Here is an 11620-nt window from a genome sequence, read left to right on the forward strand (position 1 = left end):
GGCAGGGCGCGGCAGTCTGGCCCGTGCGCGGCGCCAGCAGCAAGTCCTGTATGGCGGGCATTTGACAGCTGCCGCCCCGATCCTTAGTATTCAGCGGCTTATGTCCGCGAACGTGCCCGAAACGCTGGATGCCTGGCGGATGGTTGTAGCGCGAAGGCGCTTCGACGGTCAGGTCTCCCTGGCTGAATTGACCCGCCTGCAGGGCTTGGTCGCCGATACCGAAGGTGAGTGCAATTACTCGCTTGAATTCGGTCGCGACGACGTCTTGCGGGTATCCTATGTGGAACTGACCATCGATACCGCGTTGCCGCTGACCTGTCAGCGCAGCATGCAGCGATTCCTGTTGCCGGTGAAGATGACCCAGAGGCTTGGCCTGATCCGCGACGAGGACGAGGAATCGTCCCTGCCGGAGGAGTACGAGGCGTTGCTGGTGCCGGAAGACGGCCAGCTGCGTCCACTGGATCTGGTCGAGGACGAGTTGGTGCTGGCAGTGCCGGTTGTGCCGCTGTCGCCCGATGGCGAAGCAGTCGACAAGGACTGGGCGCCGAGCGAAGAAGAAACGAAGCAGGCCAACCCGTTTGCGGCGTTGGCAGCACTGAAGAAACAATAGCAGCCGGATTGTCGTCGGCGGCTGCGGCGAAAGCGAAAGTGTGCTGGGCGCTGGCGTCCTGCGCGACGATACGACGAAGCAAAACGAACCGAGTTTGGAGCAATCCCATGGCTGTGCAGAAATCCCGTGTCACCCCGTCCCGCCGCGGCATGCGTCGTGCCCATGACGCCCTGAGCGCCAAGCAGCTGTCGACCGACCCGACCACCGGCGAAGTGCACCTGCGTCACCACATCACTGCCGATGGTTTCTACCGCGGCAAGAAGGTCATCCAGACCAAGACCTCGGCCGTCGAAGAAGATTGATGTGCCGGGAAGGCCGCTGCCCCCGGGCAGCGGCCTTTGCCTTCTTTCCCGGGCGTGCCGGTGATCGGCGGCCCGCGCAACAGGAAACATGATGAGCAAGCGGATCTATTCGAGGATCGCGGGCACCGGTAGCTATTTGCCGGAAAAAGTCCTGACCAATGCCGACCTGGAAAAAATGGTCGAAACCTCGGATGAGTGGATCCAGTCGCGCACCGGAATTCGTGAACGGCACATCGCGGCCGAAGGCGAAACCACCAGCGACCTTGGCTACAACGCCGCCCTGCGGGCGCTTGAAGCCGCAGGCATCGATGCCTCGCAGCTCGACATGATCGTGGTCGGCACGACCACTCCTGATCTCATTTTCCCGTCCACCGCGTGCCTGATCCAGGCCAAGCTCGGTGTGGCCGGGTGCCCCGCCTTCGACGTCAACGCAGCCTGTTCCGGCTTCGTGTTCGCGCTGGGCGTGGCCGACAAATTCATCCGCTCCGGCGACTGCAAGCACGTGCTGGTGATCGGCACTGAAACGTTGACCCGCATGGTCGACTGGAACGATCGCACCACCTGCGTGCTGTTCGGCGATGGCGCCGGCGCTGTCGTGCTCAAGGCCGACGAAGACACCGGCATCCTCAGCACCCACCTGCATGCCGACGGCAGCAAGAAGGAGCTGTTGTGGAACCCGGTCGGCGTCTCGACCGGTTTCAAGGACGGCGCCAACGGTGGTGGCACCATCAACATGAAGGGCAACGACGTGTTCAAGTACGCCGTCAAGGCGCTGGACTCGGTCGTGGACGAGACCCTGGCCGCCAACGGCCTGGACAAATCCGACCTGGATTGGCTGATCCCGCACCAGGCCAACCTGCGCATCATCGAAGCCACCGCCAAGCGTCTGGAGATGTCGATGGACCAGGTGGTGGTGACGGTCGACAAGCATGGCAACACCTCGTCCGGTTCGGTGCCGCTGGCGCTGGATGCGGCCGTGCGGTCCGGCAAGGTCGAGCGTGGCCAGCTGCTGTTGCTGGAGGCCTTCGGCGGTGGCTTCACGTGGGGTTCGGCCCTGCTGCGCTATTGATAGTGCAAGTTACGACAACGTGAAGTCTGTCGTTGCGGCCCCTCTGGGGCCGTAACGCGTTTTAAGGAGGACCTGTCATGGTTGAGCCCATCGTCATCGAAGGGCAACGTGCCTGGCTGAAGCAGTACGGTAAGGGAAGCCGAGCACTGGCCCTGGGCCTGCTCAATTTTGTTGCCCGCCGTTTCCATCTCGATGCCCTGCGCCCGCCACCGCACCGCGGCGGTGATGCGGCACGCGAAACCGAGGCCCGTCGCCTGGGGGAACTGCAGGCGCAGGGCGTGAACGTGCCCGACGTGCTGGGCACCGGCCATGCCGCGCTGGTGATCGGCGACAACGGCAATTCGTTCAATACCTGCCTGCGCCAGGCCGATGAGGCCGGTCGCGACCGGCTGGTGATGGCGGCGATGCAGGCCATCGCCGAGGCGCATGGACGCGGCGCGTATTTCGGCCAGCCGCTGCCGCGCAACCTCACCTGGGATGGGCAGCAGGTGGGCTTCATCGACTTCGAGGAAGATCCGCTGGAAGTGATGGATCTGTCCGAAGCGCAGGCCCGCGACTGGCTGATGTTCGGCTACGGTGTGGCCAAGTACTACGCCGACCGCCCGGAGCAGCTGCAGGCGATGATGGCCGAGGCGATGGGCGATGCCCAGGCGCCGGTGCGCGAGCACGTGCACGCAGTCAGTGGCCGCCTGCGCAGCCTGGCCCGGGTGTGCATGAAGCTGGGCCGCTCAGCGCGCGCGCTGGCCCATTCCATCTTCATTGCCCACGGCGCCAGCACCGCTGGCGTGCTGCTGCTGGTCGGCCTGTGCGTGGATTTCCTCACCGACGGCGACCTGGACGTCCTGCAACTGTTCTGCTGATGGCAGGTTCGCGCTGCGGTGGAGTCGACTGTTGGTCGACATCCGCGCGCAGCGCGGGTTTTCAGGGGCAGATCGAGGGGCAGTCGACTAACAGTCGACGCTACCTGGGCGGGGACACCGCGCCGGATGCCGGGTTGTCCCGCGGCCGCGCTCCATACGCGTGCATACGCGCACGTACAGACGACACGGCATGTTCCCCCTTATCATGGGCCGCTTCGATTGCAACAAGCGGATGACCGCGTGACCGTATCCACCCTCGCTTTTGTCTTCCCCGGCCAGGGCTCGCAGTCTGTGGGCATGGTGGCCGAGCTGGCCGAACTGCACCCGCAGGTGCGGGACGCCTTCACCGAGGCATCCGATGGTGCCGGCGTCGACCTGTGGGCGCTGTCCCAGGGCGGCCCGGAGGAAATGCTCAACCGTACCGAATACACCCAGCCGGCCCTGCTGGCCGCAAGCATCGGCGTGTGGCGCGCCTGGAACGCCGTCGGCGGTCCGCGTCCGTCGGTGCTGGCCGGTCACAGCCTGGGCGAATACACCGCACTGGTTGCCGCTGGCGCGCTGAGCCTGCATGACGGTGCGCACCTGGTGCGCCTGCGCGGCCAGCTGATGCAGGAAGCCGCTCCGGCTGGCGTCGGCGCCATGGCTGCGGTGCTTGGCGCCGAGGACCAGCTGGTGCTGGACGTCTGCGCCGAAGCCGCAGGCAGCCAGGTGGTGGTGCCGGCCAACTTCAACTCGCCCGGCCAGATCGTGATCGGTGGCGACGCCGATGCAGTCGACCGCGCGCTGGCGCTGCTGGCCGGGAAGGGCGTGCGCAAGGCGGTCAAGCTGGCCGTCAGCGTGCCCTCGCATACCCCGCTGATGCGCGAAGCCGCCAACCGTCTGGCCGAAGTGATGGCCGGCCTGAACTGGCACGCGCCGCAGCTGCCGGTGGTGCAGAACGTCGATGCCCAGGTCCATGACGGCATTGACGCGATCCGCACCGCACTGGTGCAGCAGTTGTACCAGCCGGTGCAGTGGACCGGTTGCGTGCAGGCGCTGGCCGCCCGTGGCATCACCCAGGTTGCCGAGTGCGGCCCGGGCAAGGTGCTGACTGGCCTGGTCAAGCGCATCGACAAGGCCATCGATGGCCGTTCACTGGCCACGCCGGGCGACTTCGAAGGCGCCCGCGAGGCATGGTCGGCCTGATACCCCCTGTTCCTGCCGACCGTACCGGTGGCCGCTGCAAGCGGCACGGGTGCGGCGGCCGCCCCAGCCTGAGGAAAACATCATGAGCAAGCCCCTGCAGGGTGAAATCGCACTCGTCACCGGCGCCAGCCGTGGCATTGGTGCCGCCATCGCCGATCTTCTGGCCGCCCAGGGCGCCACCGTGATCGGCACCGCCACCACCGAATCCGGTGCTGCTGCGATCGGTGAGCGCCTGGCCGCCCACGGTGGCCATGGCCGCGCACTGAACGTGACCGACGCTGCCGCGCTGGACAGCGTGCTGGACGGCATCGCCAAGGAATTCGGCCCGATCTCGATCCTGGTCAACAACGCCGGCATCACCCGCGACAATCTGCTGATGCGCATGAAGGATGAGGACTGGGCGTCGATCATCGACACCAACCTGACCAGCGTGTTCCGCACCAGCAAGGCGGTGATGCGCGGCATGATGAAGGCGCGCAAGGGCCGCATCATCAACATCGCATCGGTGGTGGGCGTGACCGGCAATGCCGGCCAGGCCAACTACGCGGCCGCCAAGGCCGGCATCATCGGCTTCAGCAAGTCGCTGGCCAAGGAAATCGGTTCGCGCGGTGTCACCGTCAATGTGGTCGCTCCTGGCTTCATCGACACCGACATGACCAAGGCGTTGCCGGAAGAAGCGCGTACCGCGCTGATCAACGACATCGCCCTCGAACGCCTGGGTTCGCCGGAAGACATCGCCCATGCGGTGGCCTTCCTGGCCAGCCCGGCTGCCGGTTACATCACCGGCGAAACCCTCCATGTGAACGGCGGCATGTACATGCCGTAAGCAAGGGGCGCAGGGATTGCGCCGCAAGTGGTTGATCTGCTGAGGTTTTTGCTGCAATGCAAGGCCGCGCCGGTTTCCACTACACTATCCCACGGCCATCGCCTTTGATGGCGACCACTTTTGAACCACAACTCCATCTGGAGCGAGATCCCATGAGCACCATCGAAGAACGCGTCAAGAAAATCGTCGTCGAACAGCTTGGCGTCAAGGAAGAAGAAGTCACCAACAGCGCATCGTTCGTCGATGACCTGGGCGCTGACTCGCTGGACACCGTCGAGCTGGTGATGGCCCTGGAAGAAGAATTCGAGTGCGAGATCCCGGACGAAGAAGCCGAGAAGATCAGCACCGTGCAGGCCGCCATCGACTACGTCAAGGCCCACGTCAAGGCCTGATGTCAGACGGCAGTGCGCGCGCGGGTTGATCCTCGCCGCGCACCGCACCCCATGGGGCCGCTGTTGCGGCCCCGTGTGTTTGGGCATCACATCGAAGCAAACCGAGTTACCCGTAGAAATCATCCGGGTCAGGAGAAACAGCAATGAAGCGTCGCGTCGTCGTAACCGGCCTGGGTATCGTCTCGCCGTTGGGCAATGATCTGGCCAGCAGCTGGGAAGGCATCACCCATGGTCGTTCGGGCATCGGTCCGCTGACCAACGTTTCTGATGCCTACCTGGACCGGTTCACCACCAAGATTGCAGGTGAGGTCAAGGGATTCGACATCACCGCCGACAATGAACTGTTCGGCAAATTCCGGGTCAGCGGCAAGGATGCCAAGAAGATGGACCCGTTCATCCATTACGGCCTCGGTGCCTCGTTCATGGCCCTGCACGACTCGGGCCTGGAGATCACCGACGCCAATGCCGAGCGCATCGGCGCCATCGTCGGCGCCGGCATCGGCGGCCTGCTTGGCATCGAAGAGCAGACCATCGAGTTCCACGAGGGCAAGAAGATCTCGCCCTTCTACGTGCCCAAGACCATCATCAACATGCTGCCGGGCCAGCTGAGCATCATCACCGGCCTGAAGGGTCCGTCGTTCTCGGCGGTCTCGGCGTGCGCGACCTCGAACCACTCGATCGGTACCGCGATGCGCATGATCCAGTACGGCGATGCCGACGTGATGGTGGTCGGTGGTGCCGAGCGTGGCTCGTCGCCGACCGCCGTGGGCGGTTTCTGCGCGATGAAGGCCATGAGCACCCGCAACGATGCTCCGGAACAGGCCTCGCGCCCGTGGGACAAGGACCGTGACGGCTTCGTGCTGGGCGACGGCGCCGGCATCCTGATCCTGGAAGAGTACGAGCACGCCAAGGCCCGTGGTGCGAAGATCTATTGCGAACTGGCCGGCTTCGGCGCGAGCTCCGACGCGTACCACATGACCGCGCCGAGCGAGAACGGCGAAGGCGCCGCGCGCTGCATGGTCATGGCCATGAAGGACGCCGGCGTGAGCCCGGAGCAGGTGGGCTACCTCAACGCGCACGGCACCTCCACGCCGCTGGGCGACCTGGGCGAGACCATGGCGATGAAGACCGCCTTCGGCGACCACGCCTACAAGATGATGGTCAGCTCCACCAAGTCGATGACCGGCCACCTGCTGGGCGCTGCCGGCGGCGTGGAAGCGATCTTCTCGGTGATGGCGCTGCAGGACAACGTCATCCCGCCGACCATCAACCTGCAGCAGCCGGGCGAAGGCTGCGATCTGGACTACGTGCCCAACGAAGCACGCCAGGCCAAGGTGGACGTGGTGATGTCCAATGGCTTCGGCTTCGGCGGCACCAACGGCACGCTGATCTTCAAGCGGGTCTGACCGGTGTTGCGACGTCGCGCCATGCTCGACGTCGCATTGGTAGAGTCGACTGTTAGTCGACTGCCTTTCGATCCGCCGCGGTGATCGTTGATGGGAAAGCAGTCGACTGACAGTCGACTCTACCTATCGGCAATCCGACAAACGGATCAACGCCGTGCACCACGGAGCCGCCGCAAGGCGGCTTCCGTGCATCTGAATCCCCGAACTGGCCGCCATGACCCACGCCCCGCTGATCCACCCGCTGCCGCACCCGATCGACCTGCTGGCCCTGCAGCAGCACGACCCGGCGCGCTTCCCGCTGCTGATGGAGTCCACCGCCTCGGGCACCGCCCAGGGCCGCTGGAGCCTGCTGCTGGCCGCGCAGGGCGATTGTCTGCGGCTGGATGCCGATGGCCGGGTGCGCGACCAGCACGATGCGGTCCACGCCGGCAGCTTCCTGCAGGTGATGGACCGTGCCTGGCAGCGCGAACGCCTGCCGCATGACGGCAGCCACAGCCTGCCGTTCCGCGGCGGCTGGGCGTTGATGCTGGATTACGAACTGGCCAGCCAGATCGAACCGGTGCTGCCGGCGCGTGCGCGCGCGGACGGCCGCCCGACCGCGTTGGCGCTGCGCTGCCCGGCGGCGGTGCTGCATGACCACCACAACGATGCCAGCTTCGTCATCGCCGAAGCCGACGAGCAGGCGTTGCTGGATGCGCTGGTAGCACTGGCCTCGGTCGCGCTGCCCGAAGCCGGGCAGGGCTGGCAGCCGCCGCAGTTGGTGGGCGAGGATGCGCCGCAGCGCTTCACCGACGGCGTACGCCGGGTGATCGAGTACCTGCGTGCCGGCGACGTGTTCCAGGTGAACCTGTCGCGGCGCTGGAGCGCGCAGTTCGCTGCGCCGGTCAGCCCGCAGGCGCTGTACGCGCAGCTGCGCCGTGCCAACCCGGCACCGTTCGCCGGCCTGTTCAGCGCCCATGGCCGCCATGTGGTCAGTTCCTCGCCGGAGCGGCTGGTGTCGGTGCATGCCGGCCACGCGCAGACCCGTCCGATTGCCGGCACGCGTCCGCGCTTCGAGGGGGACGATGATGCCGCGCGCATCCAGGAGCTGGTCGGCCACCCGAAGGAGCGTGCCGAGCACGTGATGCTGATCGACCTGGAGCGCAACGACCTGGGCCGTATCTGCCTGCCCGGCACCGTGGTGGTCGATGAGCTGATGACCGTGGAGAGCTACGCGCATGTGCACCACATCGTCAGCAACGTCAGCGGCCACCTGCGCCCCGAGGTCACCCCGGGCGAGGTGATCGCCGCGACCTTCCCGGGCGGTACCATCACCGGCTGCCCCAAGGTGCGCTGCATGCAGATCATCAGCGAGCTGGAGCGGGTGCCGCGCGGTGCCTATACCGGCGCGTTCGGCTGGTTGAACCGCGATGGCGACCTGGACCTGAACATCCTGATCCGCACCGCCGAAGTGGATGGCCACGAGGTGAGCTTCCGCACTGGCGCCGGCATCGTGGTTGATTCGGACCCGGACAAGGAACTGGACGAGACCCGCGCCAAGGCCCGCGGCCTGCTGCGCGCGCTGGGCCAGCAGGGCTGATCCGGCCGGTTCGACTTCGGTGGGTGCCAGTGTTCTGGTGGGTGCCGACCGTTGGTCGGCACGGGTGTGTGGCCCCGATCATGACCCCAATCCACCGGCACGGTATCCTGCACGACGGAATCGAGTTCAGAGGTAGTCCATGGCGGGAGCCAAGCGCGGGTGTCTGTTCGTGGTAACGCTGGTGGTGGTGCTGGCCGCCGTCGTGGCCGGCGCGGGCGCGTGGTTCTTCTACCAGCAGACCCGGTTCGCCGATGCCCCGATCACCCCGTCCGCCGAGAGCATGGTCATCGCCAGTGGCGATGGCATGAACACGGTGCTGCGCAAGCTGCGCGAGGCCGGCGTGGACGAGGGCCAGGACGCGCAGTGGCAGCTGCTGGCGCGCCAGCTTGATGCCGCCGGCAAGCTGAAAGTGGGCGAGTACGCGCTCAGTGGCGAGCTGACCCCGCGCGAGCTGCTGCTGCGCATGCGCGCCGGCAAGGTGCTGCAGCACCGGGTCACCATCGTGGAGGGTTGGAACATCCGCCAGCTGCGTGCCGCGCTCAAGCGCGCCGAGCCGTTGCTGCACACCACCGACAGCCTCGATGACGCCGCGCTCATGCAGCGTCTCGGGTTTGGTGGCCAGCATCCGGAAGGCCGCTTCCTGCCGGAGACCTACGTCTACCAGCGTGGCGACAGCGATCTGGACGTGCTCAAGCGCGCCTACGCCGCAATGGAAAAGGCGCTGGATGAAGCCTGGGAAAGCCGTGCGCCGGACCTGCCGATCAACACGCCGTACGAACTGCTGACGATGGCGTCGATCATCGAGAAGGAAACCGCGCTGGCCACTGAGCGTCCGCAGATTGCCGGCGTGTTCATGCGCCGCCTGAAGATCGGCATGCGCCTGCAGACCGACCCAACCGTGATCTACGGCATCGGTGCGGCGTATGACGGCAACATCCGCCGCCGCGACCTGACCACCGATACGCCGTACAACACCTATACCCGTGCCGGCCTGACCCCGACCCCGATCGCCATGCCCAGCCGCGATGCGCTGATGGCGGCCGCGCAACCCGCAGCGGGCGACGCGCTGTACTTCGTCGCCGTGGGCGATGGCAGTGGCGCGCACGTGTTCTCGCCCAGCCTGGACCAGCACAACGCCGCAGTGGCCCGCTACCTGCAGCAGCTGCGCCAGCAACGTACCCAGGAGACCCCGGCGCAATGAGTCCCGCGCTGCTTCGCCACCCGCGTTTCGTCAGCCTGGAAGGCGGCGAGGGCGCGGGCAAGACCACCGCCATCAATGCCATCCGTGACTGCCTGCGCAGCCACGGTCATGAGGTGGTACTCACCCGCGAACCGGGCGGTACGCCGCTGGCCGAGCGTATCCGCGGCCTGGTGCTGAAGCCCGATGCCGAGATCGCCGCCGAACCGCTCAGCGCCGAAGCCGAGCTGCTGCTGGTGTTCGCTGCACGCGCGCAGCATGTGCGCCAGGTGATCCAGCCGGCGCTGCAGCGCGGTGCCTATGTGCTGAGCGATCGCTTCACCGATTCCAGCTACGCCTACCAGGGGGGGGGGCCGTGGCCTTGATCCGCAGTGGATTGCCGACCTGGAACGCCGCGCGGTGGGCCTGCTGCCGGGCCTGACCCTGCTGCTGGACGTGGACGTGGCAGTAGGCCGCGCACGCGCCAATGGCCGTGACCTGTGGCCGGACCGCATCGAGAGCGAGCAGGACGATTTCTTCCAGCGCGTGCGCGAAGTGTTCCGCGGCCGCGCACAGCAGGACCCGCAGCGGTTCGCCCTGATCGACGCTGGCCAGGTGCAGGAACGCGTCGCCGCTGATGTGGTCGCGCGTGTCGAGCACTGGCTGCAGGACGGGGAGAGCGCATGAGCCGTTTCTCGCCGTGGCAGCAGCGCGCGTTCGATCAGACGGTCGCCGCGCTCGATGCCGGTCGGCTCGGTCATGGCCTGCTGATCTGCGGCCCGTCTGGGCTTGGCAAGCGCGAGGTGGCACTGGCGCTGGCCGACCACGTGCTGGCGCGCGGTGATGCCGCGCATGCCACGCGCACGCGCCAGCTGATCGCCGCCGGTACCCATCCGGACCTGCAGCTGGTCAGCTTCATTCCGAACAAGAGCGGCGACAAGCTGCGCACCGAGATCGTCATCGAGCAGGTGCGTGAGATCACCGACAAGCTGGCGCTGACCCCGCAGTACGGCGTGGCGCAGGTGGTGATCGTCGACCCGGCCGATGCGATCAACCGCTCGGCCGCCAATGCGCTGCTGAAGACACTGGAAGAGCCGCAGCCCGGCCGCTACCTGTGGTTGATCAGCAGCGACCCGGCACGCCTGCCGCAGACCATCCGCAGCCGCTGCCAGCGCCTTGAATTCAAGCTGCCGCCGCAGCACGAAGCGCTGGCCTGGCTGCAGCAGCAGGGCCACAGCGAAGCATCGGCGCGCGAAGCGCTGGAGGCTGCGCGCGGCCATCCCGGCCAGGCCGACAACTGGCTGCGCGAAGACGGCCTGAGCCTGCGCCGCGAAGTCGGTCGAGATCTGGAGCAGCTGGCCGCCGGCAAGGCCGGTGCGGTGGAGCTGGCGCAGAAGTGGTGCGGTGATGACAACGCGGCGCTGCGCCTTCGCTTTGCCGCAGACCTGGCGCTGGCCCAGGCCAGCACCGATGCCTTGACCACGCCGGAGCGATTGCACAAGCTTGCAGCCTGGTTCGATGCGGCCAACCGCACCCGCGACCTGCTGCGCACCACGGTGCGTGCAGACCTTGCGGTGGTCGAGTTGCTGCTGGCCTGGAACAAGGTGAACGAGCGGCCTGCCGCAAGGGGAAATCGATGAGTGCCAGCAACGCCCGCCAGGGCATCCTGTCCCTGGCTGTGAAGGACAAAGCCGCGCTGTACAGCGCGTACATGCCGTTCGTGAAGAACGGCGGCATCTTCGTGCCCACGCCCAAGCGCTATTTCCTGGGCGACGAGGTGTTCCTGCTGCTGACCCTGCCCGATTCCAGCGAGCGCCTGCCGGTGGCCGGCAAGGTGATCTGGGTGACTCCGGCCGGCGCGCAGGGCAACCGCACCGCCGGCATCGGCGTGCAGCTGGCCGATGGTACCGAAGGCGAGGGCGTGCGCCACAAGATCGAGACCCTGCTGGCCGGCCTGACCGGCTCGGACAAGCCGACCCATACGATGTGAAGCGGCGCGGCACGGTCCTGTAGAGCCGAGCCATGCTCGGCTGCCGTTGCCCGAAGACAGCCGTGAACACGAATGTGAAAAACTGTTGACGGCCTCTGAAAAGCCCCTATAATGAGCGGCTCAGCAACACACCGGGCGGTTAGCTCAGCGGTAGAGCATTGCCTTCACACGGCAAGGGTCACAGGTTCGATCCCTGTACCGCCCACCAAATAAATCCCTGACTT

General features: G+C 66.4%; 12 protein-coding genes, 1 tRNA gene and 1 pseudogene. All 14 read left to right on the plus strand.

The features are described 5' to 3' along the window. The first annotated feature begins 100 nt into the window (after positions 1-100). The 14 genes and pseudogenes from FQS62_RS04665 to FQS62_RS04730 all read left to right on the plus strand — a co-directional run bounded on the left by FQS62_RS04665 (position 101) and on the right by FQS62_RS04730 (position 11604). Positions 101-610, plus strand: a complete 510-nt coding sequence (locus FQS62_RS04665) for a YceD family protein (RefSeq protein ID WP_049444067.1) — start codon at positions 101-103, stop codon at positions 608-610. Positions 611-717: 107 nt separating this feature from the next. Further along, entirely contained in the window at positions 718-912 is a 195-nt protein-coding gene (rpmF, locus tag FQS62_RS04670; protein ID WP_004154640.1) for a 50S ribosomal protein L32, read from the plus strand. Positions 913-1003: 91 nt separating this feature from the next. Then, complete coding sequence (locus FQS62_RS04675) at positions 1004-1981, plus strand: beta-ketoacyl-ACP synthase III (RefSeq protein WP_014646186.1); 978 nt, start codon at positions 1004-1006, stop codon at positions 1979-1981. A 77-nt stretch (positions 1982-2058) separates the two neighbouring features. Further along, on the plus strand, positions 2059-2841 hold the full coding sequence (locus FQS62_RS04680; RefSeq protein ID WP_208043900.1) for a BUD32 family EKC/KEOPS complex subunit: 783 nt from the start codon (positions 2059-2061) through the stop codon (positions 2839-2841). A gap of 240 nt (positions 2842-3081) precedes the next feature. After that, positions 3082-4026 (plus strand): ACP S-malonyltransferase, encoded by a 945-nt coding sequence (gene fabD / locus FQS62_RS04685; protein ID WP_049444071.1) that lies wholly within the window; start codon positions 3082-3084, stop codon positions 4024-4026. An 82-nt stretch (positions 4027-4108) separates the two neighbouring features. Next, positions 4109-4852, plus strand: a complete 744-nt coding sequence (gene fabG / locus FQS62_RS04690; protein WP_005408312.1) for a 3-oxoacyl-ACP reductase FabG — start codon at positions 4109-4111, stop codon at positions 4850-4852. Positions 4853-5004: 152 nt separating this feature from the next. Continuing rightward, positions 5005-5244, plus strand: a complete 240-nt coding sequence (gene acpP, locus FQS62_RS04695) for an acyl carrier protein (RefSeq protein WP_005408313.1) — start codon at positions 5005-5007, stop codon at positions 5242-5244. A 143-nt stretch (positions 5245-5387) separates the two neighbouring features. Further along, the gene (gene fabF / locus FQS62_RS04700; RefSeq protein WP_049444073.1) at positions 5388-6650 is read left to right on the plus strand and encodes a beta-ketoacyl-ACP synthase II; all 1263 of its coding nucleotides are present in this window, start codon (positions 5388-5390) and stop codon (positions 6648-6650) included. A gap of 214 nt (positions 6651-6864) precedes the next feature. Next, entirely contained in the window at positions 6865-8229 is a 1365-nt protein-coding gene (locus FQS62_RS04705; protein ID WP_049444075.1) for an aminodeoxychorismate synthase component I, read from the plus strand. A 139-nt stretch (positions 8230-8368) separates the two neighbouring features. Further along, complete coding sequence (gene mltG / locus FQS62_RS04710) at positions 8369-9430, plus strand: endolytic transglycosylase MltG (protein ID WP_049444077.1); 1062 nt, start codon at positions 8369-8371, stop codon at positions 9428-9430. Continuing rightward, positions 9427-10093, plus strand: a pseudogene (gene tmk, locus FQS62_RS04715) (dTMP kinase). Before mltG ends, tmk begins: the two are co-directional and overlap by 4 nt. Beyond that, positions 10090-11046 (plus strand): DNA polymerase III subunit delta', encoded by a 957-nt coding sequence (locus FQS62_RS04720; protein WP_049444083.1) that lies wholly within the window; start codon positions 10090-10092, stop codon positions 11044-11046. Before tmk ends, FQS62_RS04720 begins: the two are co-directional and overlap by 4 nt. Further along, positions 11043-11396 carry a PilZ domain-containing protein gene (locus FQS62_RS04725; protein ID WP_049444084.1) on the plus strand — a complete coding sequence of 118 codons (354 nt, stop codon included), beginning with the start codon at positions 11043-11045 and terminating at the stop codon, positions 11394-11396. The genes FQS62_RS04720 and FQS62_RS04725 overlap by 4 nt, the downstream gene beginning before the upstream one ends. A 133-nt stretch (positions 11397-11529) precedes the next feature. After that, a tRNA-Val gene (locus FQS62_RS04730) sits at positions 11530-11604 on the plus strand. The last annotated feature ends 16 nt before the right edge of the window (positions 11605-11620 follow it).

Source organism: Stenotrophomonas sp. SBJS02, from assembly GCF_020428325.2.
GTDB lineage: Bacteria > Pseudomonadota > Gammaproteobacteria > Xanthomonadales > Xanthomonadaceae > Stenotrophomonas > Stenotrophomonas africana.

What these genes read in the sequence shown, in the direction of transcription:
- FQS62_RS04665 (WP_049444067.1), top strand. Translation starts at nt 101, where the DNA reads ATGTCCGCGAACGTGCCCGAAACGCTGGATGCCTGGCGGATGGTTGTA.
- rpmF (WP_004154640.1), top strand. Translation starts at nt 718, where the DNA reads ATGGCTGTGCAGAAATCCCGTGTCACCCCGTCCCGCCGCGGCATGCGT.
- FQS62_RS04675 (WP_014646186.1), top strand. Translation starts at nt 1,004, where the DNA reads ATGAGCAAGCGGATCTATTCGAGGATCGCGGGCACCGGTAGCTATTTG.
- FQS62_RS04680 (WP_208043900.1), top strand. Translation starts at nt 2,059, where the DNA reads ATGGTTGAGCCCATCGTCATCGAAGGGCAACGTGCCTGGCTGAAGCAG.
- fabG (WP_005408312.1), top strand. Translation starts at nt 4,109, where the DNA reads ATGAGCAAGCCCCTGCAGGGTGAAATCGCACTCGTCACCGGCGCCAGC.
- acpP (WP_005408313.1), top strand. Translation starts at nt 5,005, where the DNA reads ATGAGCACCATCGAAGAACGCGTCAAGAAAATCGTCGTCGAACAGCTT.
- fabF (WP_049444073.1), top strand. Translation starts at nt 5,388, where the DNA reads ATGAAGCGTCGCGTCGTCGTAACCGGCCTGGGTATCGTCTCGCCGTTG.
- FQS62_RS04705 (WP_049444075.1), top strand. Translation starts at nt 6,865, where the DNA reads ATGACCCACGCCCCGCTGATCCACCCGCTGCCGCACCCGATCGACCTG.
- mltG (WP_049444077.1), top strand. Translation starts at nt 8,369, where the DNA reads ATGGCGGGAGCCAAGCGCGGGTGTCTGTTCGTGGTAACGCTGGTGGTG.
- FQS62_RS04720 (WP_049444083.1), top strand. Translation starts at nt 10,090, where the DNA reads ATGAGCCGTTTCTCGCCGTGGCAGCAGCGCGCGTTCGATCAGACGGTC.
- FQS62_RS04725 (WP_049444084.1), top strand. Translation starts at nt 11,043, where the DNA reads ATGAGTGCCAGCAACGCCCGCCAGGGCATCCTGTCCCTGGCTGTGAAG.